This is a genomic window from Actinospica robiniae DSM 44927, from assembly GCF_000504285.1.
GTDB lineage: Bacteria > Actinomycetota > Actinomycetes > Streptomycetales > Catenulisporaceae > Actinospica > Actinospica robiniae.
Window position 1 is genome coordinate 7,095,119 of record NZ_KI632511.1, and the last position, 23,804, is coordinate 7,118,922.

General features: G+C 70.1%; 20 protein-coding genes. 10 read left to right on the forward strand and 10 right to left on the reverse strand.

The features are described from left to right. Positions 1-282: 282 nt before the first annotated feature. The gene (locus ACTRO_RS30485) at positions 283-1,320 is read left to right on the forward strand and encodes a glycoside hydrolase family 11 protein (protein ID WP_034268598.1); all 1,038 of its coding nucleotides are present in this window, start codon (positions 283-285) and stop codon (positions 1,318-1,320) included. 91 nt (positions 1,321-1,411) lie between these two features. On the opposite strand, the gene ACTRO_RS30490 is transcribed toward ACTRO_RS30485, so the two are convergent. The 3 genes from ACTRO_RS30490 to ACTRO_RS30495 form a co-directional block, all read right to left on the reverse strand. Then, the gene (locus tag ACTRO_RS30490; protein ID WP_169739969.1) at positions 1,412-4,666 is read right to left on the reverse strand and encodes an AfsR/SARP family transcriptional regulator; all 3,255 of its coding nucleotides are present in this window, start codon (positions 4,664-4,666) and stop codon (positions 1,412-1,414) included. Positions 4,667-4,855: 189 nt separating this feature from the next. Then, positions 4,856-5,242 carry a DNA/RNA helicase domain-containing protein gene (locus ACTRO_RS50515; protein ID WP_051451634.1) on the reverse strand — a complete coding sequence of 129 codons (387 nt, stop codon included), beginning with the start codon at positions 5,240-5,242 and terminating at the stop codon, positions 4,856-4,858. Then, positions 5,239-6,588 (reverse strand): DNA/RNA helicase domain-containing protein, encoded by a 1,350-nt coding sequence (locus tag ACTRO_RS30495; RefSeq protein ID WP_169739970.1) that lies wholly within the window; start codon positions 6,586-6,588, stop codon positions 5,239-5,241. Before ACTRO_RS30495 ends, ACTRO_RS50515 begins: the two co-directional genes overlap by 4 nt. A gap of 302 nt (positions 6,589-6,890) precedes the next feature. Here ACTRO_RS30495 and ACTRO_RS30500 point away from each other — a divergent pair, with 302 nt between their 5' ends. Further along, on the forward strand, positions 6,891-7,223 hold the full coding sequence (locus ACTRO_RS30500) for a nucleotide pyrophosphohydrolase (RefSeq protein WP_034268604.1): 333 nt from the start codon (positions 6,891-6,893) through the stop codon (positions 7,221-7,223). 34 nt (positions 7,224-7,257) lie between these two features. Here ACTRO_RS30500 and msrA read toward each other — a convergent pair whose 3' ends face one another. After that, positions 7,258-7,920, reverse strand: coding sequence for a peptide-methionine (S)-S-oxide reductase MsrA (gene msrA, locus ACTRO_RS30505; protein WP_034277435.1), 663 nt, complete (start codon positions 7,918-7,920; stop codon positions 7,258-7,260). Positions 7,921-8,085: 165 nt separating this feature from the next. On the opposite strand from msrA, the gene ACTRO_RS30510 reads away from it, so the two are divergent. Together ACTRO_RS30510 and ACTRO_RS30515 are read left to right on the forward strand one after the other, a co-directional pair. Further along, entirely contained in the window at positions 8,086-9,252 is a 1,167-nt protein-coding gene (locus ACTRO_RS30510) for a cystathionine gamma-synthase (protein WP_034268607.1), read from the forward strand. Positions 9,253-9,466: 214 nt separating this feature from the next. Then, entirely contained in the window at positions 9,467-11,398 is a 1,932-nt protein-coding gene (locus ACTRO_RS30515) for a serine/threonine-protein kinase (RefSeq protein ID WP_157436548.1), read from the forward strand. Positions 11,399-11,439: 41 nt separating this feature from the next. Here the strand turns inward: ACTRO_RS30515 and ACTRO_RS30520 are convergent, their stop codons facing one another. Next, a complete protein-coding gene (locus ACTRO_RS30520; RefSeq protein ID WP_034268612.1) occupies positions 11,440-12,375 on the reverse strand; it encodes a glycerophosphodiester phosphodiesterase in 936 nt (311 codons plus the stop codon). Positions 12,376-12,491: 116 nt separating this feature from the next. Between ACTRO_RS30520 and ACTRO_RS30525 the strand changes: the two genes are divergently transcribed. Continuing rightward, positions 12,492-13,754: an FIST signal transduction protein gene (locus tag ACTRO_RS30525; RefSeq protein WP_034268614.1), complete on the forward strand. Its 1,263-nt coding sequence runs from the start codon at positions 12,492-12,494 to the stop codon at positions 13,752-13,754. A gap of 97 nt (positions 13,755-13,851) precedes the next feature. Next, positions 13,852-14,808 carry an ROK family protein gene (locus tag ACTRO_RS30530; protein WP_034268617.1) on the forward strand — a complete coding sequence of 319 codons (957 nt, stop codon included), beginning with the start codon at positions 13,852-13,854 and terminating at the stop codon, positions 14,806-14,808. Between the two features lie 60 nt (positions 14,809-14,868). On the opposite strand, the gene ACTRO_RS30535 is transcribed toward ACTRO_RS30530, so the two are convergent. Both ACTRO_RS30535 and ACTRO_RS30540 read right to left on the reverse strand, forming a co-directional pair. Then, the gene (locus ACTRO_RS30535) at positions 14,869-16,491 is read right to left on the reverse strand and encodes an MDR family MFS transporter (RefSeq protein WP_034268620.1); all 1,623 of its coding nucleotides are present in this window, start codon (positions 16,489-16,491) and stop codon (positions 14,869-14,871) included. 7 nt (positions 16,492-16,498) lie between these two features. Next, positions 16,499-17,017: a MarR family winged helix-turn-helix transcriptional regulator gene (locus ACTRO_RS30540; protein ID WP_034268623.1), complete on the reverse strand. Its 519-nt coding sequence runs from the start codon at positions 17,015-17,017 to the stop codon at positions 16,499-16,501. Positions 17,018-17,241: 224 nt separating this feature from the next. On the opposite strand from ACTRO_RS30540, the gene ilvA reads away from it, so the two are divergent. From ilvA to dapC, 3 genes are all read left to right on the forward strand, one after another. Continuing rightward, positions 17,242-18,456 carry a threonine ammonia-lyase gene (ilvA, locus tag ACTRO_RS30545; RefSeq protein WP_034268626.1) on the forward strand — a complete coding sequence of 405 codons (1,215 nt, stop codon included), beginning with the start codon at positions 17,242-17,244 and terminating at the stop codon, positions 18,454-18,456. 291 nt (positions 18,457-18,747) lie between these two features. Further along, entirely contained in the window at positions 18,748-19,074 is a 327-nt protein-coding gene (gene fdxA / locus ACTRO_RS30550) for a ferredoxin (RefSeq protein WP_034268629.1), read from the forward strand. An 11-nt stretch (positions 19,075-19,085) separates the two neighbouring features. Then, a complete protein-coding gene (gene dapC, locus ACTRO_RS30555) occupies positions 19,086-20,207 on the forward strand; it encodes a succinyldiaminopimelate transaminase (RefSeq protein WP_034268632.1) in 1,122 nt (373 codons plus the stop codon). A 197-nt stretch (positions 20,208-20,404) separates the two neighbouring features. On the opposite strand, the gene ACTRO_RS30560 is transcribed toward dapC, so the two are convergent. The 3 genes from ACTRO_RS30560 to ACTRO_RS30570 all read right to left on the reverse strand — a co-directional run bounded on the left by ACTRO_RS30560 (position 20,405) and on the right by ACTRO_RS30570 (position 22,807). Then, positions 20,405-20,830 (reverse strand): hypothetical protein, encoded by a 426-nt coding sequence (locus tag ACTRO_RS30560; protein WP_034268635.1) that lies wholly within the window; start codon positions 20,828-20,830, stop codon positions 20,405-20,407. Between the two features lie 233 nt (positions 20,831-21,063). Then, on the reverse strand, positions 21,064-21,696 hold the full coding sequence (locus tag ACTRO_RS30565) for a hypothetical protein (RefSeq protein WP_034268638.1): 633 nt from the start codon (positions 21,694-21,696) through the stop codon (positions 21,064-21,066). Between the two features lie 142 nt (positions 21,697-21,838). Then, positions 21,839-22,807, reverse strand: coding sequence for a hypothetical protein (locus ACTRO_RS30570; RefSeq protein ID WP_157436549.1), 969 nt, complete (start codon positions 22,805-22,807; stop codon positions 21,839-21,841). 141 nt (positions 22,808-22,948) lie between these two features. Here ACTRO_RS30570 and ACTRO_RS30575 point away from each other — a divergent pair, with 141 nt between their 5' ends. Continuing rightward, positions 22,949-23,803, forward strand: coding sequence for a 2,3,4,5-tetrahydropyridine-2,6-dicarboxylate N-succinyltransferase (locus ACTRO_RS30575; RefSeq protein WP_034268641.1), 855 nt, complete (start codon positions 22,949-22,951; stop codon positions 23,801-23,803). Position 23,804 lies beyond the last annotated feature (1 nt).

Consider the following 23,804-nt stretch of genomic DNA (forward strand, 5'->3'; position numbering starts at 1 on the left):
CGACGCATTCGGGGCCCGGACTCCGAAAATTTCGAAGCTCGTCCGGAATCATATCAATTTTTTGTCTCTTTCCTCCGGCTTGCTCCCATCTTCGCTTATCGGCTCTGCTCACAACCATCGCTCCAGCATCAGCGATAACAAGACAGGGTGTCGCGGAATCTCGAAACTTTTCCGAAAGCAATTGACAGCTCTGTTCGGCGATCCAACACTGCGCGTTAAGCCGACCGGCCCTTCCCCGGGCGACTGCGCAAGACCCCTCTAGCCATCAGGAGGCGCACGCACGTGCACACCCACCTAAGTCTCCCTCGCTCACGAGGCGGCAGCCGGCTGCGGCTGTTGCTCGGCCTCGTCGTGGCCACGGTCACGGCCATCGTCGTGCCCTGCGGTGCTGCATCCGCGGCTACGAGCATCTGCTCCAGCCAGACCGGCACGAACAGCGGCTACTACTACCAGATGTGGACCAACGGCCAGGGTTCGGCCTGCATGACGCTCAACTCCGGCAACAGCTACTCCACCACGTGGAGCGGCGTCGGCGACTTCGTCGACGGCGTGGGCTGGAACCCCGGCAGCAGCCACACGGTCAGCTTCAACGCCAGCCTCAACGCCTCCGGCGGAACCACGCTAGTCTCGCTCTACGGTTGGTCGACCAACCCGCTGGTCGAGTACTACGTGGAAGAGGACTACACCGGGTCGCCCAACACGGCCGGCACCTACATGGGCCAGGTCTCAAGTGACGGCGGCACGTACAACATCTACGAGCACCAGCAGGTCAACCAGCCCTCCATCCAGGGCACGACGACCTTCGAGCAGTACCTGGCGATCCGCACCTCGCCGACCAGCAGCGGCACGATCACCATGCAGAACTTCATCAACGCCTGGTCCAGCCACGGCATGAACCTCGGCTCGATGAACTATCAGATCCTCGCCACCGAGGCCTGGGGCGGCGGTAGCGGAAGCGACAGCGTCACCGTGAACACCGGCGGCAGCTCAGGCGGCGGCGGTGGCGGCGGCACCGGCGGTGGGGGTGGCGGCACCGGCGGCGGTGGCGGCTCCAGCGGCTGCACCGCGACGCTGTCGGCCGGATCCACCGGCAGCAACTGGTACAACCTCAACGTCAACGTCACCGGTTCGAACACCTGGACCGTGACCATGAAGATGGTCTCGCCGTCGGTCGTCTACTCGACCTGGAACGTCGCGGCCACCTGGCCGAGCCAATACGTGATGACCGCCAAACCCAATGGGAGCGGCAACAGTTGGGGCGTGACGATCTCCACGAACGGCACATGGACGTGGCCATCGGTCTCCTGTAGCACGTCCTAGCGGCAAGCGATGCATCAGGCCCCTGCGGTCGAGCAGTACGTCGTCAGACGTCCTCGTCCGCAGGGGCGCACGCGCTGAGTGGGGTCGGGTTCTAGCTCGGGTTCGGGCTCGGCGGTGAGACGAGGTATCGCTCGGTCTCGGCCACGTCGAGCGCGGATCCCATACGCCGGTACAGCGCGATCGCCTCCCGCACATGTGCGGCCCCTGATTCCCGGTCGCCGGTCTCGAGTTCGCACCGGCCGAGTCCGACCAGCGCGGCAGCCTCTTCGCGTGGATGGCGAGTCTCGCGAGCGGACTCGAGGACTTCGCGGTAGAGCGACAGAGCGGCGGCGGCACCGTCACGAACGTGCGCCAAGACGCAGAGGCCGACCTGGGCCTCAACGCGACAGGTGTGATAACCGCCGTGTCCGCCGGCCTTGAGGCTCAGGCGCAGCTGCTCGTCCGCGGCCGAGAGCTCGCCTCGGGCGATGTGTGCATAGCCCAGGCTCATCCGCACGAAGCTCTGGGCATACAGCTGTCCGGAATCGAGGGCGAGGCGTAGTGCGCCGCCCAACTTGGCCATCGCCGCGTCGGGATCGCCGAGCTTGAGATCGATTCGGGCGAGCTCCCCGTACGCGTAGCTCATGCCGAGCGCGAAGCCCAGCTCCGTGAACTCCTGCAGGGCCTTCTCCAGATACTCCGAGGCCTCGGCGTATTGGCCGCGCAGCATCCGTAGCCGCCCGAACTCTTGGATGACGCCCGCGGTCGACCGACGCGAGCCGCGAAAGGCCTCGAGCGCTTCGGTGAGCGCCGGCTCGATCTCATCGAACCTTCCGAGGAAGTAGAAGGCGTGACTGAGGCTGAAGAGCGCGAACCCTCGCAGGGCTGGCTGCCCGGCTTCGCGGGCGTGGTCCATCAGCATCTCGGCGTATTTCACGCCCTCTTCGATCCGGCCGGTCTGATTGGCGATGACGGCGAGAGAGTGGAGGACGGGCGCTGCGTCGGCCGGCCTGACCTCGCGGTAGATCTTCAGTGATTGATAGGCATAGTCCAACGCGAGCGAGCTCTCTGTTGATACGAAGGCCCAGCTCAAACTCTGCAGAACCTGAGCCTCGCCCAGCCGATTGCCCGACTTGCGATGGATCTCCAGCGCACGGTTCAGGAAGACGATCGCATCGTCCTGCTTCCCCACGTCGCTGCACGCGCTCCCCAGATCGCGTAGTGCGCAGGCCTCGCTTTCGGTGTCATCGAAGCGATTGGCGAGCTCCACCGTCTTGAGTAGGAGGTCTGCGGTTACATCCCAGGGTCCGTTGCGACGCAGATACGGGGCCAGGTTTGCCGAGAGCTCGATTTTCCGTTGCCCATCCAGCGCTTCGTGATTGAAGGCGGCGATGAGGTTCTCGCGCTCGGCTTCGAACCAGGTCTTTGCGTCATTCGAGTCTTCGACGCCGTATGCCCTGCTAGTGACACGCCTCGGTCCCGGAACCCCGTGGAGCCATAGTTCGTGCGCTGCGCTCGCCGTCTCCACGTAGTAGTCCAGCAGGCGACTCCGCGCGTCTTCGAGCTCCGTGTCGACCTCGCCCGCTCTGGAGCGGGCATAGGCCCTCAGCAGGTCGTGCAGGTGATACCGACCCGCTGCGTGCTGAATAAGGAGGCTGTGATCGAGGAGAGAGTCGAGCTGTCGCTCTGCTTCCGCCACGTCCGTGTCCTGCAGGGCCGCCGCGGCGAGCGCGTCGAAGTCCGGGCCCGGTACGAGACCGAGTCGGGTGAAGAGTTGCTGCTGGTCCGCCGGCAGCACCGCGAGAGAGGAGGCGAAGACACGGGTGATGTCCCGGTCTTCGTCCTTGAGCAGTGCGAGCGGGTCGCCGTCGGCGCGCAACGACGCCATCAGCGACTCCGGGCTGAGCAACGGCCGGTGGCGCAGACGAGCGCCGATGATCCTGATCGCCAGCGGGAGCCGCCCGCACCATTGCGTGAGCTGCCGGGCGGCCGGGTCGTCCGCGTCGACGCGCCCGGGCCCGGCCGCGTTGGCCAGCAGCGCGAGCGCTTCGTCCGGCGGCAGCGCGTCGAGCCGGAGGAAGTCCGCGTCGTCGAGCGCGGTGAGCTGGTTGCGGCTGGTCACGATGACCAGGCAGTCGGGCTCGGCCGGAATCAGTGGTTTGATCTGCGCCGGATCGCGCGCGTTGTCCAGCACGACAAGGGTTTTCGTGCCGGCCAAGCGCGAGCGATAGAACGCCGCGCGTTCCCCCGGCTCCTGCGGGATGGCCTTGGCCTCCACGCCGATGGAGCGCAGCAGGTAGTCGAGCGCGTCCTGAGAACTGACCGGACTGAGGTCGGCGGAGTGGCCGTGCAGGTCGATGAAAAGCTGGCCGTCCGGATAATGCGCAGTCAGGCTGTGGGCGGCACGTACGGCCAGTGTCGTCTTCCCGATACCGCCCATGCCGTTGATCGCGGAGACGACGACGGTCGGAGTCGCGGCGTTCTTCCCACGGGCCGTGGCGATCAGAGCCTCAAGCTCCGCCTCGCGGCCGGTGAACGCCCTCGTGTCCGGCGGCAGTTGCCGTGTCGGAACGCGTCCCGGGAGCCGCACCGCAGCGGGCTGTCCGGCCGACGGTTGCGGCGCAAGGGAGAGCGTGGCGTCAGATTGCAGGAGCCTGTCGTGCAGGTCGCGCACGTTCTCGCTGGGCTCGACTCCGAACTCCTCGGCGACGGCATGACGTAAGTTGCGGTAGACGTCGAGGGCCTCGGCTTGGCGCCCGGCGCGGTACAAGGCGAGCATGAGCTGGCCGTGGAACGCCTCGCGCCAAGGGTGCAGATCAATCAGGGTACGTAGTTCGCCGATGACCTGGTCGTGCCGGGCCAGGTGCAGGTCGGCTTCGATCCGCCCCTGAATGGCCAGAATCCGCTCCTCGCCGAGTTGGTGGACAGCGGCCGAGGAATGCAGAGCAGGCACGTCGGCCAGCGGTTCGCCGCGCCACAGCGCAAGCGCCGCGGCGTACTCCTGCGCGGATGCGGCCCAATCGCCGCTGCGGGCAGCTTCCGCGGCGGCGGCGCGGCGCTCGGCGAAGACGGCGATGTCGAGCTCGCCATGTTCGACATCGATGATGTAGCCGGGTGGCACGGCCCTGATCCGGCCGGCGTCCGGGCCGAGCGCCTGGCGCAGGCGCATCAACTGGTTGTAGAGCGAGGTGGTGGCCGAGACGCTGGGCCGATCCCCCCACAGTACGTCGGCCAGCTCGTCCGCCGAGACGACCTCGTTAGCGCGCAGCAGCAAGGCCGCCAGGAGCGTACGCCGCAGTGTCCCGTTGATCTCGAGCGGCCCCGCCGCGCCGCCCACCCCGATCGGCCCAAGCAATGCGAACTGCACGAACGACCCTCCACACACCACCCCGCGCATCACGGCCAGCGTGCTGCTGCGGCTGCCGCGGCGTCGCGGGCTGTGACTCACCCGAAACGCTGCGACAAGCGATGCTAGCGGCGGTCAGGCGCGAGCGGAATGACTGTCCGGTCACACTCCGCAGTGAGATTCGGCCATGCTGGGCGGCTGCAACTGCGCTCAACGAATGAGCTGGCGCAACATGTCCTGAGTCGGTGGGTCGGTTGAGTACACGACGGTTCCACACATCGCTCGGGTGAGGAGCACCGTGTAGGCGTTGCGCACGGATGTCGCGAAGTCCTCGCTGGATTTGCTCTTGGACTTCAGCTTGCGGTCGCGACTGGCTTCGCGCACTGCCTGCCAGGCTCCATCGCGCCACACAAGGTCGTCCCCGACGATGACCCCGGCCCAGTCGTACTCCAAGCCTTGCGCCGTGTAGACGCAGCCCAACTGCTCGAAGCCGCCCGGAGTCGTGGCCCACAGCAGGCTGGGCGGCACGTCTCCGCGCCTGGTGAGCGACTTCGCGTTCCACGGCCGGTGCCAACCGCCGATCTTGACGTCGTTCACCAATGTGCCGTCTGCACGGACAGCGACCATTTCCAGCAGAATCCGGCGGCCATCCGAGCGGTGCGTCCCTCGGAGATCCGCGCGCGAAGCAGCTCTTCCATCTGCGCGGGGGACTCGGCGAGCACCAGCCCGAAGGGGTCCTCGCCGGCCCAGTGCAGCGGCGTCGGATCGGCGCGGCCGAGCAGTCGCTTGACCCAGGTGTCGTAGCTGAGGCTGCCAGCTCCACGCATGGGGCGGCGTAGTACGCGCGAGGAGAGGGAGACGCTGTGGATGTTTCGTGCGTGCTCTTCGATCTGCTGGGCCGAGACGATCTCATTCGGCCGAACCCGCTGGTCGTCGTCGATGAAGAAGACGGGGATCCGCGCCCGGCTGAGCACGATGTCGATGGACTCCTCTCCTTCGCGCATGGTGCCTGCGCTGTTGATGACGGGGAACTGGGTCAGGCGGTGGGCCTCGTCGACGACGATGAGGTCCAGTGACTTCGGTTCGTGGTTGCCCGCGAGGGAGTTCAGCGTGGTGAAGAGCTTGCCGTAGCCAGGGGAGTTCTTCTGGAACGTCGTCCTGGACGCCGTGCCGCCGGACACGAAGCGGCACTGATAGCCCTTCGCCGCGGCCCATCGGAGCAGGTGCACGGCGATGACGCTCTTTCCCGTTCCCGGTCTGCCCTTGACCAGGAAGACATCCTGAGCTGCGCCGGTCGGACGCTCGAGGGCTGCGGTGATCTCCGTGAAAGCAGTGAGTTGGTCGTCGACCAGGTTGAACGCCCGTCTTCCGGCGAGGATGTCGCCGAAGACCTCCTGCAGGGGAGAGGGCGGAAGCACCCTGCTGTTCGCCAGCTGCTCGGCGGCCTTTGCCGCGGCGTTGCCGACGTCGGTGGTGGAGAGGTGCTTGAGCAGGTTCTCGCGCAGCACGTCCGGTGTAAGGCCGGTGATGACCTTGCTAAACGGACTGGGCGAGTAATGCGTGACCCACTGGTTCGGCGCGCCGTTGAGATTGTGCAGGTAGGCCAGCGCGGAGATCGTGACGTACCTGTTCGAGAAGAGCTCGAGATGCTTGATCAGCCGCTGGCGATTATTGTCCACCTGAACGGCTGGATGTAACTTCGCTTTCTTATATTGGGGAACGCGGACCTTGGTCGGGTCACCGTCCACTCGGTCGACCGTTTCCCATTGCTTCAGCTCGACCGCGACGAAACTGGACTCACCGGTCTTCGGGTGGGCTCCAGCGAGCAGTACGTCGATCGGCGCCGGGTCCAGGCCGGTCAACGCCGGGTCGACGTCGTACTCGATGAACATCTGGACGTGGCCGAGCCCGTAGCTCTGCAGATCCTGGGCGAGCTGAGTCACGCTGCGACGCCAAGACCGGACGTCTCCCGGCGATGCGGGCTTGCGATTCACGTGCCGCATTCGGTAGTCGGACCGCAGGTTCACCAGGAAGTGCGGATCGCTCGCGATGCTCTGAGCGGTAGCGCGGTGCAGCCACATGGCAGGGGGACCTCGGATTACCCGGTCGGACCACCCCGGCCGGAGTGTCGGCGTGAGCCGACAAGGCATGGTCAGACTGCTGATATGAGATGTTGGACCTGCCGAGCGTATCAGGAGGCCCCCGCAGTACGCTGCCGAGTTACCCGTGTGGTAGAAAGCCCCTCATGGAGGATTCAGTCTCCGAAATCGACCTGGTCATCGAGCGGCTGCGGCAGTTTGCCGCGGCGCGTTCCTGGGAGCGTTTCCACACTCCGAAGAATCTCGCCACGGCCCTCGTCGTCGAGTCGGCCGAGCTGGCCGAGATCTTCCAGTGGCTCACGCCCGAGGAGTCGATCGACGTGATGGCGACAGAGGAAGCAGCGTTCCGGGTTCGTGATGAGATCGCCGACGTCCTGGCCTACCTGCTGCAGATCGCCGACGTTTGCGGAGTGGACCCCATCGCAGCGCTCAACGCGAAGATCGACCGCAACGAGACGCGGTTCGCGAAGACCACGTGAGTCGTGCCGTGTGCCGGTGTAGCCCCGTCGAGCGTCAGCTCTCCGCCGTCGCGAGGCCGACTGGGCAGGCCACGCCGGTGCCGCCGAGGCCGCAGTAGCCGTCGGGGTTCTTCGCGTCGCTGAGGTACTGCTGGTGGTAGTCCTCGGCGTAGTAGAACTCCGTGGCGGGCTCGATCGTGGTGGTGATGCCGCGGTGGCCGGCGGCGGTGAGGACCTGCTGGTAGGCGTCGCGGCTGGCTCCGGCGGCGGCCTGCTGGGCGGGGGTCGTGTACTGGATGATCGAGCGGTACTGGGTGCCTGCGTCGTTGCCCTGGCGGTTGCCCTGGGTCGGGTTGTGGGACTCCCAGAACAGCTTGAGCAGGCTCTCGTAGCTCACTTCCTGGGGGTCGTAGACGACGCGGACGACTTCGGCGTGGCCGGTGCGGCCGCTGCACACCTCTTCGTAGGTGGGGTTCGGGGTGCTGCCGCCGGCGTAGCCGACGGCGGTGGCGTAGACGTCGTCGTGCCACCAGAACTTGCGCTCGGCGCCCCAGAAGCAGCCGAAGCCGAAGACGGCCTCCTCGTAGCCTTCGGGAGTGCCCTGGATCTGCGTGCCGAGGACGGTGTGGGTTCCGGCGAGGCGGAACGGGCGCGCGGGGCGGCCGGGGAGGGCCTCCTCGGCCGTCGGCAGGTGGTTCTTGAAGGGGTTGCCGAAGATGCTCACGCCTGCGTCAACTGCGGCGTCGGGAGGAATGTTCCGGGCGGGGCGCGCGGGGGACGGCGCCGGCGAGGGTGGGTTGCGTGCGGCGCGCGGGGTGACGCGGAGGGCGCGGGGTGCGCGGGTTGCGCACCGGGGGCAGGGGGTTCGCACTAGGCTGCGGGTATGACGCAGCGCGATCCCCTCGACGGCCTCGGCTTCTCCTCGCTCGCCATTCACGCAGGCCAGGAGCCTGACCCGCTGACCGGCGCGGTGGTGCCGCCGATCTACCAGGTCTCCACCTACAAGCAGGACGGGGTCGGCGGGCTGCGCGGCGGCTACGAGTACTCGCGCTCGGCGAACCCGACCCGGACGGCGCTGCAGGAGTGCCTGGCGGCGATCGAGGGCGGGCGGCACGGGCTGGCCTTCGCCTCGGGGCTGGCGGCGGAGGACTGCCTGCTGCGGACGGTGTGCAACCCGGGGGACCACGTCGTGATCCCGTCCGACGCCTACGGCGGCACGTTCCGGCTGTTCGCCAAGGTCTACGAGCGGTGGGGGGTGACCTGGACCGCGGCGGACCTGTCCTCGGTGGAGTCGGTGCGCGCTGCTATCGCCTCGGTGCCCGGGCAGACCCGCGCGGTGTGGGTGGAGACGCCGTCGAACCCGCTGCTGGGGGTGTGCGACATCGCCGCGCTGGCGGAGGCGGCGCACTCGGCCGGGGCGCTGCTCGTGGTCGACAACACCTTCGCCACTCCTTATCTCCAGCAGCCGCTCGCGCTCGGCGCGGACGTGGTCGTGCACTCCACCACCAAGTACATCGGCGGGCACTCGGACGTGGTGGGCGGCGCGCTGATCGCGGCGGACGACGATCTCGGGGCGCGGCTGGCCTTCCACCAGAACTCGATGGGCGCGGTCGCAGGGCCCTTCGACGCGTGGCTGACCCTGCGCGGTATCAAGACCCTGGGTGTGCGGATGGACCGGCACAGCGCCAACGCGCAGGCGGTGGCCGAGATGCTGGCCGAGCATCCCAAGGTCTCCGCGGTGCTCTACCCCGGGCTGCCCTCGCACCCGGGGCACGAGGTTGCCGTGAAGCAGATGCGCGGCTTCGGCGGCATGGTCTCCTTCCGGCACGTGGAGGGCGAGGCGGCCGCGGTCGAGGTGTGCAACCGGGCTCGGCTCTTCACCCTCGGCGAGTCGCTGGGCGGGGTCGAGTCGCTGATCGAGCACCCGGGGCGGATGACGCACGCGTCCGCGGCCGGATCTCCGCTGGAGGTGCCGGGGGACCTGGTCCGGCTCTCGGTGGGGATCGAAGACCTCGACGACCTCCTCGCGGACCTGGACCAGGCGCTGTAACCGCGCCGCCCGGCAACGGGAAGACGGCCGCGCGACAACGGAACGACGGCCGAACGGCGACGGAGCTACGGCCGGGAGACGAACCCGGCCGTAGTACGGGCGAAGCCCGGTCGAACAGGGCCTTTATCCCTTGATCCACCTGGGGATTCGGCGCATATAACGATACGTATCCTCCGCTACCCGGAGCACCGGCGCCATGCACTATGCTGCGCGCGTGGTGGAGGGTATATCTGAGCTCAGGGAAGGCGTCCTGCTCGGCGAGCGGTATCGGCTCGCGCGGCGCCTCGAGGTCTTCTCCGTGGGCGCCGAGCGCGTCGCCGGAGTCGAGTACGAGTACTGGGTCGCGCTGGACGAGAGGACGGCCGCCGAGGTCTGGATCCAGTTCGCGGCGGCCGGGGGCGTGTACGCGGAGGGGGCGGCGCTGGCGGGGGCGGTGGCCGGGCTGCGCCGGATCAACCATCCGGCCGTGCCCGCGGTGCACGCCTTCGGCGAATACGAGTTCGAATTCAACGGCGAGCTGCGCACGGTGGGCTACTGCGCGATCCCGGCGCTCGAGGGGGAGACGCTCGCGGCCGCGATGGTGCGCGAGACGCTCGACCGGGCCGAGATCCTGCTGGCGCTCGGGCAGATCGCCGAGGTGCTGCAGCTGCTGGGCGAGTTCGAGCTCGTACACGGGCATCTGAGCGCGCATTCGGTGCTGCTGACCGCGACCGCGGACGCCGGGTACGAGGTCGTGCTGATCGACCTGCCGGCCTCGCTGGCGCTGGAGACGACGCTCGAGTCCGAGCTCACCGCGGCCGCCGACGTGTACGCGCTGGCCTGGCTGACCGTGCTGGCCCTCGTCGGGCCGGGCGTGCTCGAGGCCGAGTTCGGCGTCGGATTCGCGGCGACGCTGGAGTACGAGCTGCTCGCGCTGCAGGTGATCGAGCAGCGCCGGGCCTGGGCGGCGGAGAACCTCGAGGTGCTCGGCGTCTCGGCCGCGCTGGCCGAGGTGCTGCTGTTCGCACTGGGCGAGGCCTCGACCCGGCCGCGGGTGACGATGCTGGCGGCGGCGATCCGCGCGGCCTGGGTGGAGATCCAGCAGCAGGCCGCGGCGGTGGAGTCGGCCGGCGTGATCGAGCAGGCGCTCGCGGTGGCCGCGGCCGTGGAAGCGGTCGAGGTCGTCGAAGCGGCACAGGTCCTCGAGACGGCGCAGGTCGCCGAGTCGGTGGGAGTCGTCGAGTCGGCCGAGGTGGTCGAGATCGGCGGCGGGCAGGCGCGGACCGGCGCCAAGGGCGCGGCGAAGAAGCCGACGAAGAAGAAGGCCGCGGCGGAGAGCGCTTCGGCGGCTGCGGGAACGGCGACGGGCTCCGCGACCTCGGTCGCCGAGTCGGTCTCGGTCGAGGAGGTCCTGTCGGCGCAGGAGTCGGCGGGGGCGGTCACCGAGGTCATTCCGATCGTGGGCGGCGGCGCGGGCCGCACCCGGACGGCGTCCCCGAGCGGGCCGACCGGCGGCGGATTCGGCACGGGGTCGGGCGGCGGCGCGGGATCCGGTGGCGGCACGAGCGCGGCCCATGCCCACCGGCGTCGTCCGCGGCGCGGCCTGTTCGTGGGCGTCGGCGCCGGCGTGGTGATCATCATAGTTCTGATCATCGTGGCCACCCAGGGCTCCGGTAAGAACTCGAACACCGCGAGCAACACGTCGACCACCACGGCGGCTTCGCCGTCCAGCGGCTCGACCGCCGCAGGTGGCGCTCAGGCCTCGCCGAGTGCGAGCCCGGCGGCTTCGCCGAGCGCGGTGGCCGCCTCGTCCCCGGGTGCCTCGTCCCCCGCCGGTTCGACGACGCAGTCGTCCGGCACTTCGACCACCCCGGCCGAGAGCGTGACGTTCCCGGCCACGCTAGAGACCTACCCGGCCACGCCGAGCCAGGCCGTGCAGGAGATCCAGCAGGCGGTCACCAAGGCGCAGGGCGAGCTCTCGCAGACCGAGCAGGCGCAGCTGAGCCAGATCATCGGCACCCTGCAAAGCGAAGTCAACAACAACGAGAGCACGTCCACCGGTGCGGCGCAGCTGTGGGGCCTGCTGCACTCCGGCGAGCTGCCGACCTCTTTGAACAACTACCTGGAAGAGCTCGCCAGCTTCCTCTCCAGCAGCGGCGGCAGCTGAGCCTTCGGGCGCAGCGCTGAACCGGCGCGCAGTGCTGAATCTCAGTACTGCGCGCCGCAGGGCCGCGACGGCGCGGCCCAGGCGAGGTACGACTGCGCCCAGTCCGTCGCGATCGCGTCCACGCCGTCGGCCTTCATCCCCTGCCACTGCGCGCGCGACGAGGGCGTCCACACCCACACCTTCAAGCCGCCCCGGTGCCATCGGCGCACGCGCGCCGCGGTGACGCCGCGGAAGTCGATGTAAAGGATGCGCGTCCCGGCGGCCGTCAGTTGTGGGGCGGCCGGGTATCCGGGCGCGCCGATCGTCTCGAACAGGTACGCCAGCGGTGTGCGTGGAGCGACGGCGTGGAACGCGGCCAGATCCGCCAGGGTCCAGCCGGCCACGATGACGCGGGCGGAGCCGGCGGAGCGCTCGACGACCCGGGCGAGGTTCGCGAAGGCCTGCGCCGGCTGCGCGGCCGACCGGTACGGATCGCCCTCCATCTGCACGATGATCGGCCGGCCCGTCGGGGCCACCGCGGCCAGCATCTGGGCGAGCGTCTGGGGGTGGACCGTCGAGACGACCTCGCCCCGGCCGGTGTCGCCCGCGTACGCACGCGCGTTCAGGGCTGTGTACTGATCCGCCGTCAGTGAGGTCACCGGCGTCTGCGGAACCTGCTCGGACGTCGTGCGGTCGACGGTCGCGTCGTGCAGCGCCACCGGCACCTCGTCGCTGGTCCAGCGCACGTCGAGATTGAGGTACGTCGCGCCCTCGGCGGCCGCCGCCAGCTCCGCCTGCGCCGAGTTCTCCGGGAGCGCGCGGCCGTCGCCGGTCTCCCCGCGGTGCGCGATGACCGACGGCGCGTCACATCCGGCGCCGGGCGCGCCGGCACCGCGCGGCTCGGGCCGGGCCGACGAGCCCGCGCACGCCGCGGGCATACCCAGCATCAGGGCAGCGACGAGCCAGGCCGCGGCCCGGGTCCGGAACCGTTCGCCCACGTATGCGCCCTCCGTGACGGTTTGTCGCCCCGTCAGACCAGGTTAGTGGACCGATCTGACACGACCGCGTCTGCGTGCCACCCGCTCAGACGCTCAGGCGGTGAGATCATTCCGGCATGAGCCGATTCGGTGCGGCGTTCGCCGCGGACCCCGACGCCGAACGGGCTGCCCGCCACGCCGCCCACGGCGCCCTCGGCCGGGTCGCGGGCGCGCCGGATCTGGTCGTGGTCGCCGCCGCGCTGGCCGACCCGGACTGCGCCGACCAGGTGGCCGCCGCGGTGGCCGAACAGGTCGCGGCCACCGGCAACGAGCGCTGCGCGGTGATCGGCGCGATGGCCGAGAGCGTGATGGGCGAGAGCAGCCTGGGCGACGCGGCGGAGGGCGACGGCCTGCCCGGACGCGGCCGTACGTCGGTCGCGGTGTGGGCCGCGCGGCTGCCGGGCACCCGGGTGCGCCCGTTCCGGCTGCACTCGCACCGGGTCTCGCCCCCCTTCGAGAGCGAGTCGGCGAGCGGGTCCGCGCCGGCCACCATGGCGGTCGGCGGCCTGCCCGACCCCTGGCCGGACGAGCGGGTGGGGCTGCTGTTCGCAGACCCCTACAGCTTCCCGGTGGACGGGTTCCTGGCGCGGTGCAACACGCTGCTGCCGGACCTGCCCTTCGTCGGCGGCCTGGCGCCCGGACCGGCCGGGTACGGCTCGGCCCGGCTGCTGCTCGGCGCCGACGCGTACGCCACCGGCGCGGTGGGTGTGCTGCTCGGCGGCGAGGTACAGGCGGCGATCGCGGTCAGCCAGGGCTGCCGGCCGATCGGCCCGGCCATGACGGTGACCGCGGCCGAGGGCGACCTGCTGCTCGGGCTGGCCGGACGGCCCGCCTACCGGCGGCTGCGCGAGGTCCTGGCCGAGCAGAGCGCCGAGGTCCGGGCGCAGGCCTCGACCGGGCTGCACCTGGGCATCGCGCTCAACGAATACGTGGACGAACACGACAGCGGCGACTTCCTGATCCGCGGCGTGGTCGGGGTGGACCCGGAGACGGACGGGATCCGGGTGGGCGACCACGTCGAGGTGGGCCAGACCGTGCGCTTCCAGGTGCGCGACGCGGCCAGCGCGGCCGAGCAGCTGCGCAAGGTACTGCGGGCGACGCGGGCCCGGCCGGGCTACCAGACCATAGGCGGTGCGCTGCTGGTCTCCTGCAACGGCCGGGCGGCCGGGCTCTTCCCGCCGCCGTTCGGGGCCGGGCACGACCTGCACACGGTGTGCTCCGAGCTGGGCACGGCCGCGGTCGCCGGGTTCTTCGGCACCGGCGAGATCGGACCGGTCGGCGGGCGCAACCACCTGCACGGCTACACCGCCTCGGTACTGGCCTTCGCCGACGGGGACTGACCGGGGACTGACCGGGAACCGACCGCGGACTGAGCGGGGCCGAACGCCGTATCCGCTGCTGGTGTATCGATCACGCCCTGAGTTAGGCTCGGTTTCCATGCAGCAGCAGCAGCTGGTCTTGGCGATCGACATCGGCGGAACGAAGCTCGCCGTGGGCGTGGTCGACGAAGAGGGGCGGGTGCTGGAGAGCCGGCGCGCGCCCAACCCCAACCCGCCCACCGGCGACGGGGAGACGCTGCTGCGGGCCCTGCTCGCGCTGATGGACGAGCTGAGGACGGATCGGGCGGCGCTGAGCGGCATCGGCATCGGCTGCGGCGGCCCGATGCGCTGGCCGGCCGGCGAGGTCTCCCCGCTCAACATCCCGAGCTGGCGCGACTTCCCGCTGCGGGCGCGGCTGGCCGAGGAGTTCAAGCTGCCGGTGCGCATCCACAACGACGCGATCTGCGTGGCCATCGCCGAACACTGGCGCGGAGCCGGGGTGGGCGCGGACAACGTGCTGGGCATGGTCGTCTCCACCGGCGTGGGCGGCGGCCTCATCCTCGGGGGCAGGCTGATCGACGGCGCGTCCGGCAACGCCGGGCACATCGGCCACGCGATCGTGCACGAGAACGAGCCGGTCTGCCGCTGCGGCGCGGTCGGCTGCCTGGAGGCGATCGCCTCGGGGCCGAACCTGGCCGCGTGGGCCTATCAGCAGGGCTGGCGCTCCGGCTTCCCGGTGGACCAGCGCACCGGACGCGACCTGGTCGACGACGCCCGCCGCGGCGACCCGACGGCCGTGGCCGCGATGAACCGGGCCGGGCGCGCGCTCGGCATCGGGATCGCGTCGGCCACGACGCTGTGCGACCTCGACGTGGTCGCGATAGGCGGCGGGCTCTCCCAGGCCGGGCCGCTGCTGTTCGACCCGCTCGAGGCCTCGCTGCGGGAACGGATCGGGCTGGAGTTCGCGCGCTCGGTGCGGGTGGTCCCGGCCGGTCTCGGGCAGGAGTCGGGGCTCGTCGGCGCGGCCGCGCTGATCATCCATCCGGAACGGTACTGGTCCGCGGATCAGGGCTGATCAAGCACGGAGTCCCCCACGGCAGGGCCGTGGGGGACTCGCTCTCTACGCCGACCGCGGTCAGTGCACCGCGGGCGCCAGGTCCTCGGTCTTGGCCGGGGCCTTGCCCGCGCCGCCCTTCGCCGAGCGCAGCTCCACCTGCTTGAGGAAGAAGCTGAGCACGAAGGCGATGACCATGATCGCCGCAGCGCTGACGAACACCACCGACATGGCGCTGGTGAAGTCGCGCAGAACCGTGTCGATGATGTGCTGGTCGCCGTGGCTCTCCTGCACCAGCTGAGCCCGGCTCAGGCTGGTGCCGCCGCCCGTGCTGCCCGAGTTCATCTGCGGCAGGTCGCGGTGGGTGTAGGCCACGAGCCGGTTGCTCAGGATGGCACCGAAGATCGCGGTGCCGAACGAGCTGCCCATGTTCCGGAAGAACAGGTTGCTCGAGGTGCCCGTGCCGATGTCCTTGAGCGGCAGTGCGTTCTGCACCGCCAGGGTCAGCACCGGCATCACCATGCCGAGGCCGACGCCGAGCACGAACATGTACACGCCGCGCTCGGTGGCCGAGGTGTGCACGCCCAGCCGGGACATCAGGTACATGCCGATCACCGAGATGCCGGTGCCGAAGATCGGGAAGATCTTGTACTTGCCGACCTTCGAGATGGTGATACCGGCGATCATCGAGGTCGGGCCCACGCCCAGCATCATCGGCAGGATCGCCAGGCCCGCGCCGGTCGGCGAGTAGCCCACCACGAACTGCAGGTAGACGCTGAGGTAGATCAGCGATCCCATCATCGTGATGCCGACCACCAGCGCCATGGCGTTGGACACCCGGAAGACCGAGTTGCGGAACAGGTGCATCGGGATGATCGGCTCGCTGGCGAACTTCGACTCCCACACCACGAAGAAGACGGTGAGCACGAGGCCGGCCGCGAACAGCGAGATGACCTGCCACGAGCCCCACGGCTCCTGGCCGTTCGCACCGAGCTGGGTGGCCAGCAGCAGACCGCACGCCGCGGCCGTGATCAGCGCCGCGCCGAAGTAGTCGATCTTGTGCTTGACCTGCGACGGCCGCACGTGCAGCACCGCCGAGATCACCACCAGGGCGACCGCGCCGATGGGCAGGTTCACGTAGAAGATCCAGCGCCAGCCGCTGATCCCGAACAGGGTGGAGCGGTCGGTGAAGAAGCCGCCGATCAGCGGGCCGATCACCATCGCGAACATGAAGGTCGCGGTGAAGTAGCCCTGGTACTTGCCCCGCTCGGCCGGGGTGACGACCTGTCCGATGATGGTGAACACCAGCGCCATCAGGCCACCGCCGCCGAGGCCCTGCAGCGCGCGGAACGCGATCAGCTCGACCATGTTCTGGGACATGCCGCACAGCGCGGAGCCGGCCAGGAACAGCACGATCGAGAAGATGAAGATCTTCTTCGGGCCGAACAGGTCGGCCAGCTTGCCGTAGATCGGCGCCACCGCGGTGGAGGCGAGCATGTAGGCGGTCACGACCCAGGGCATCTCGCCCGAGCCGTTGCGCGGGTTGAGCTCGTTGACGATCGTGAGCAGCGCCGTCGAGACGATGGTCTGGTCGAGTGCGGCCAGCAGCAGCGCGAGCATCAGGCCGCTGAAGATCACCATGATCTGGCGATGCGTCAGCACCTTCTGCTCGGCCGCCTGGGGCGGGGATATCGCTTCTGACATAAAGTTCTCATGCCCCCTTAGGCAAGGTCTCGGCGAGCGCGGCCTTGTGCGCCGCTCTCACTTGTTCCAGGTCCGGCATCTCGATCGGATGCTCCTGGCCCAGATCGGCCGCCAGCCGGCGGGCGAGTGTGGTCAGTGTCTGCGCGTCCTGCGGGCTCCAGTGCCCGATGAGGTCGCGGAAGTTCTCGATCCGGGCCCGCCAGAGTCCGTCCACGTGCTCGATGCCCGCGTCGGTCAGCGCGAGCCGGTGTGCCCGCCGGTCCGCCGGGTCGGCGACCTTGGCCACCCGGCCGGCCTCCTCCTGCGTGCGGGCGTAGCGGCTGACCGTCGACATGTCGAGGCCGCAGGCCTGCGCGATGTCGGACGGCCGTACCGGGCCGAGCCGGTAGAGCATGCTCAGGACGACGGCCGCTCCGTGGTCGATGCCCTCGTGTTCCGCGTAGAGGTGCTTGATCGAGCGCATGATCCCGCCGACCGAGGTGAGCATCGCCACCGCGTCGTCCTGAGAGATCTTCTCGCTCATCATCTGCCTCCGTCCTCGCGCGGAGCCGGAACAAGTTGCTTGTACCCTGCAACCATAGGGCAACTTGGTTGTAGCGTGCAACGAAATAACGGGTAAGGGACGACATCGTTATGGCCCTGTTACGGCGGGGCGCCGAGGGCCCGTCGGCGCCCCCGCCCGGCCGCGTCCGGCCGCGTCCGGCCCGGCGTTCACGGACCCGCGCGGGCCCGGCCCTTAGCCTGAAAGGCGTGCGTAACCCCGTCACGCTCGATGAGATCCAGGCCGCGCGCAAACTGCTGGCCCAGATCACCCGGCCCACACCGCTGGCCTGGTCCCGGCCGCTGTCCGAACAGGTCGGCGGCGAGGTCTACTTCAAGTGCGAGAACCTGCAGCGCGCCGGCTCGTTCAAGGTGCGCGGCGCCTATGTCCGCATCCACAACCTGCCCGCGGACGAGCGGTCCCGCGGCGTGGTCGCGGCCAGCGCCGGCAACCACGCCCAGGGCGTCGCGCTCGCCGCCACTCTGCACGAGATCCCGTCCACCGTCTTCATGCCGGAGGGGGCGCCGCTGCCGAAGGTGGCCGCCACCGAGTCCTACGGCGCCACGGTCCGGTTCGCCGGCTCCACCGTGGACGAGGCCCTCGTCGCCGCGCGGGCGCACGCCGTCGAGACCGGCGCGGCGTTCATCCACCCGTTCGACCACCCCGACATCATCGCCGGACAGGGCACCGTCGCCCTCGAGATCCTCGAGCAGCTGCCCGACGTGCGAACGGTGCTGCTCGGGCTCGGCGGCGGCGGGCTGCTCTCGGGAGTGGCGCTGGCCCTCAAGGCCCTGCGACCCGAGGTGCGGGTGATCGGCGTGCAGGCCGCCACCGCCTCCTCGTGGACGGCCTCGCTCGCGGCCGGGCATCCCACTTCGATCTCCGGCATGTCGACCATGGCCGACGGCATCGCCGTCGGACGGCCGGGCGACCTGACCTTCCGCCTCGTGCGCGAACTCGGCGCGCAGGTGCGCACCGTCTCCGAGGAGTCGATCTCGCGCGCCCTGCTGCTTCTGCTGGAACGCAACAAGCTCATGGTCGAGCCGGCCGGCGTGGTGGGCGTCTCCGCGTTGCTCGAGGCGCAGGAGGAGTACGAGACGCCCGCGGTGGCCGTGCTCTCCGGCGGCAACGTGGACCCGCTGCTGCTGCTCCGGCTGATCCGGCACGGCCTCTCCGCCGCCGGGCGCTTCCTGTCGCTGCGGCTGCGCGTGCTAGACCGGCCCGGCGCGCTCGCCCACATACTGGGCGAGATCGCGGCCGCCGACGCCAACGTGGTCGACGTCGAACACGGCCGGATGGCGCCGCGCCTCGGCATCGGCGAGGTCGAGATCGGGCTCACCGTGGAGACGCGCGGGCCGGCCCACGCCGCGAACGTGATGGGCCGGCTGCGTTCGGCGGGCTACCCGATCGTGTCCTCCGAGTGAGGGACGGGTTGCGGCCAGGTGAGGCAGCGCCCTCCGAGTGAGCTTTCTGGGCCGAGTGAGGGACCGTGAGAGACCCTGATGGGCGCCCGGATACGGGCCGTTCGGGTGGCTTGAGCGGGTTTTCGCACCGCCCCGGCGCGCCCGCGTACGCGGCGCATATGTCCACAGTCTGGTCCAACGGCCCCCCTAGCTTGGACCAGAGCCGGGGCAGGCGGGATACTGGATCGACGTGAACAGGAGAGGACCGGGACCGCGCTGCGGCTTCCGGCCCGCAGCCAGGAGGATCCGGACGTGACCTACGTCATCGCGCTGCCGTGCGTGGATGTGAAGGACAAGGCCTGCATCGAGGAGTGCCCGGTCGACTGCATCTACGAGGGCGAGCGCTCCTTGTACATCCACCCGGACGAATGCGTCGACTGCGGTGCCTGCGAGCCGGTATGCCCCGTCGAGGCCATCTTCTACGAGGACGACACGCCCGACCAGTGGAAGGACTTCTACAAGGCGAACGTGGAGTTCTTCGAGGACCTCGGCTCGCCGGGCGGCGCCTCGAAGCTCGGCCAGATCGCCAAGGACCACCCGATCGTCGCCGCGCTGCCGCCGCAGGGCGAAGGCCACTGACCGACGCCGGCATGGACCACCGCCCTCGCACCCTGGCCGACCGGCTCCCGCAGTTCCCGTGGGACCGGCTGGCACCGTATGCCCGCAAGGCCGACGTGCATCCCGGCGGACGGGTGGACCTGTCCGTCGGGACGCCGGTCGATCCGGTCCCGCCGGTGGTGCGCGCCGCGCTGATCGAGGCCGCGGACTGGCCGGGCTACCCGGTCACCCGCGGCACCGACGCGCTGCGCGCCGCCGCGCTGGGCTGGATGGAACGGGAGCTCGGCGTCGTCGGCGATCCGGGTGTGCTCCCGGTGATCGGCTCCAAGGAGCTGGTCGCCAACCTGCCGACGCTGCTCGGCCTGGGCGCGGGAGACCGGGTCGGCTATCCGGTGCCGGCGTATCCGACCTATGAGATCGGCGCGCTGCTGGCCGGGGCCGAGCCGGTGCCGACGCCGTTCGGCGAACTGCCGGACGCGGCGTCAGGTCCGGCGCCGCGCCTGATCTGGCTCAACTCGCCGGCCAATCCGCACGGCCAGGTGCTCGACGTCGCGCAGCTGCGCGAAGCCGTGGCCTGGGCGCGGGCCAACGACGCGGTGCTCGTCTCGGACGAGTGCTACGTGACCTTGGGCTGGGAGGGCGTGCAGCCGGTCTCGGTGCTGCACCCGTCGGTGTGCGACGGGGACTTCTCCGGGCTGCTGGCGCTGCACTCGCTCTCGAAGCGCTCGAACCTGGCCGGATACCGGGCCGCGTTCCTGGCCGGCGATCCGGCCCTGCTCAAGGATCTGCTGCTGGTGCGCATGCACGGCGGGATGATCATGCCCGGTCCGGTGCAGGCCGCGGTGGCGGCGGCGCTGGCGGACGAGGCGCACGCGCGCGAGCAGAAGGAGCGCTACCTCGCCCGGCGCGGGGTGCTGCGCACGGCGTTGCTGGCAGCCGGGTTCCGGATCGAGCACTCCGCGGCAGGTCTGTACCTTTGGGCCACTCGCGGCGAGCCTTGCTGGGAGACGATCGGCGCGCTCGCGGATCTGGGCATCCTCGCCGCGCCCGGGGAGATCTACGGCCCGGGCGGCGAACAGCACGTGCGTCTCGCGCTCACGGCCACCGACGAGCGGATCGAGTCGGCGGCCGCGCGCCTGGCCGCGCTGCGCTGACGATGCGCTGAGCTGACCACGAAGACCGCCGGCTCCCGCGGGAGCCGGCGGTCTTTCGTGCCGGATCCGGCTGCGTCCCCGGACGAGATGAGGGGGTCCCCGCGCTCATCCCTTCGCGCGGGGAACCCCTCCGCCGTGTCCGCGTGGTCAGCAAGCCGGGCACCGGGACTGACGGCCGCTCAGACCGCGGCGCGCGTTCACGCCTGCAGGCCGGCGTGCTTCGGAGTGTAGGGGGCCGAGGCGAGGTCCGCGGCCATCTCCTGCTGCGCCTCGCGGGCCGCCGCGGCCGGGGCCATCGGCGCCGCCGCCGCGCCGGCGCTGTTGGCGACGTTCGCGCCCGCGCTCTTGGCCAGGTCGCCGACCACCGGGATGTTGGAGAGCGGGCTGCTGCCGCCGGCGCCGGTCAGGTTGCCGACCAGGCCGCCGGCCACCGGGAGGCCGCCGAGCGCGCCGCCGCCCAGCCCGCCGACCGCCGGAAGGCCGCCGGCCAGGCCGCCGACCGCGGGCAGCCCACCGACCAGAGGCAGCGCGGCGGCCTGCGCGCTGGCCGCGCCGAGCACCGGGATGGCGACGGCCGCGGTCGCGACGGCGGCGGAGGCGATGCGACGTCCAGCGTGACTCATGGTGTTTCCTCTTCTTCGGTGATCGGGGGAACGTTTGTGATCGAGATCTCGTGCGTTCACGGAGTCTTACGAGTAATGGACCCGCCAGGTTGCGGCCGAACGAGATAAAGATTCGGTAAATGCCGAAAGTGTTCAGATCGGTCGTCTGAACACTCGGAGAAGCGAATAGAGAATATGTGGGCCGATTTCTTCGAAAACCGGCCCACCGGGTATCGCCGCGGGCACCGGGCGGCTCAGAGGGCGCTGGCCGCGCCGAGCGAGTCCATCACCGGCGTGCCGAAGACCGTGCTGACCGGGATCGCGGTGGTCAGGGCGCCGACCGTGCCGAACATCGGCATCTGGGTGCGGCTGAGCGAGGCGGTGGCGTCGCCGACGGTCGGCACCCCGCCCTGCTGAAGCTGCGCGGCCATCGGCCGGGCCTGCGCGGCCACGTTCGCGGCCACCGCGGTGGTGCGCTGGCCGACCGTGCCGGTGAGCGTGCCGACGGTGCCGTTGCGCAGCACCGCCGGGGCCAGCTCGCCGGGCACCGCGTTCGGGTTCGCCGGCACGGCCTGGTGCAGCAGGCCCTTAGCCGCGGCCCCGCTGCCGATCTGGGTGGCGAGCTGGTCGGCCCCCTGCTCGAGCTGGTCGGCGCCCGCGCTCAGGTCCTGGATCTTCCCGTTCAGCTCCACGGCCTTGGCGCCGAGGCCCGAGTCGGCGATCGGGTTGCCCGCGGTCAGCGGCGCGGCCACGGCCAGCGGGTCCGGCGCGGCGGCGGCGAAGGCGGTACCGGCCGCGGCCAGCGGCAGGGCGCCCGCGGTGAGCGCGGCGGCCGCGGTGGCCACGGTCCGGCCGGTGGTGCGCGGTCGGCGGTGTTTCCCAGTCATGAAAACGGCTCCTGTTCAGCTGAACTTAAGGCTCCTCGGGGAGGAGCCCTCACCGTTGTTCATCGGAAAGAAGGGGCCTTAGGTTGCGGGTTCGCCGAGTAAAGAAATGATAACTTTGATCTCCGGGACGCTTTTTCGCACGTCAGGATCCGGACGTCATCGTCAGCACGACCCGGTCGTTCGGCGCGGCCGCGGAGTCCTTCGTGGTCTGCCAGGATCCGGGGGAATTCGAGGCGGACCAGGTCTTCCCGTCGAAGCCGACCGAGGTGATCCCGAGCGCCTCCGCCTTGGACACCGCCCAGTTGGCGTAAGCCCAGCCGCGCTGGTTCTCCGCCGTGGCCGAGCGCCCGCCGGGCAGCGCGAGCGCGAAGCTGCGCTTGGCCGCGGAGACGTTCTCCACCGGCGCCGAGCCCCACTGCTTCTGCGCGTCCGCGATCACGGCCTCGCCCTGCGCGGTCATTCCGTGCGTGTTCGCGGGCTGGGCCGAGAAGGTGGGCCGGTCCAGCGTGCAGGTCAGCGCGGCGCCGACGGTGCCGGTGAAGATCTTGGCCAGGACCAGCGCCTCCTGCTCGTGGTTCGCATACGCCGTCGGATAGCCCGAATGCTGGACGTCCTGCGCCGCCACGGTCAGATCCAGGTGCTGCCAGTCCTTCACCTTCTCCAGCGCCTGGTAGAACGCCGTGGACGCGTAGGTGGTGTCCATGATCTGATCCGCCGAGCCCCAGCCCATCGAAGGGCGCTGCTGGAACAGGCCCAGCGAGTCGCGGTCGCCGCCGTTGATGTTGTAGAGCTTGGACTCCTGCAGGGCCGTGGCCTCCGCGATCTCTATCCCGAACGTCGGCACGCCCAGCTTCACCCCGACCGCCGCGATGGTCGAGGCGTTCTGCATCTGCTCGAGCTGGTAGGTGAAGGTGGTGGTGCCGTCCACGGCAGTGCACTGGGCTGAATTGAACAGCGGCAGCGAACCGAGCCGGTGCAGCAGGTAGATGCCCAGGCCCACCAGGCCGCCCGCCACGAGCGCCACCACCAGAAGCCCGATCAACCAGCCGCCCCGCTTCTCCCGCGCCGGCCCGTTCGATCGGCCGTCGTCGCTCCTGCGGGATGAGGACACGCGGTGACTCCCTCTGCTTGCCGTGCTGCCGGGCGGACGGGGCCGGGACCAGATCCCGATACCCCGTCGAGCACACCGTACGCGATCCCGCGGGCCGAACGCCGCCGTGCCCCGTCACAGCCTCGCACTAGAATCCGGGCCATGACCGTGCCTGAATCGTCTCCCGTGTTCACCTCCCCCCTCCCCGCCGTCATCGACGAGCTCTGGGAGCGCAGAGCCGAGCTCTCGACCGCCGACGCCGACGCCCGTGCCGAGATCGTCAAGGCCGTCGACCTGCTCGACACCGGCGCGGCCCGGGTCGCCTTCGTCGACCCCGCGACCGACGAGGTGGTGGTGGACGAGCGGGCCAAGCGGGCGATCCTGCTCACCTTCAAGGTGCTCGAGATGACCGAGGCCAAGGTCGGCGAGTTCTACCAGCACGACAAGATGCCGCTCAAGACCACCTTCGACGGCGTGCGCGTGGTGCCCGGCGCGGTCGCCCGCTGGGGCAGCTACTGCGCGCCCGGCACGATCCTGATGCCCTCGTTCGTCAACATCGGCGGCTACGTGGACAGCGGCACGATGGTCGACACCTGGGCCACCGTCGGCTCCTGCGCCCAGATCGGCAAGAACGTGCACCTGGCCGGCGGCGTGGGCATCGGCGGCGTGCTCGAGCCGCCGAACGCCAAGCCGGTGGTGATCGAGGACGGCGCGATGATCTTCTCCCGCTGCATGATCATCGAGGGCGCCCGGGTGGGCAAGGGCTCCGTGGTCGGCGCCGGCACCATCCTGTCCGCCTCGATCCCGGTGATCGACGCCGAGACCGGCGAGGAGATCAGCCGCGGCCACGTGCCCGACTACTGCGTCGCGGTCGGCGGCACCCGGATGAAGAAGTTCAACGGCGGCGAGTTCGGCCTGCCCTGCGTGCTGGTGCTCAAGCGCCTCGAGGAGGGCAAGGCGCACGACAAGGCCAGGCTCAACGACATCCTGCGCGACAACGGCCTGGCGACGGGCTGAT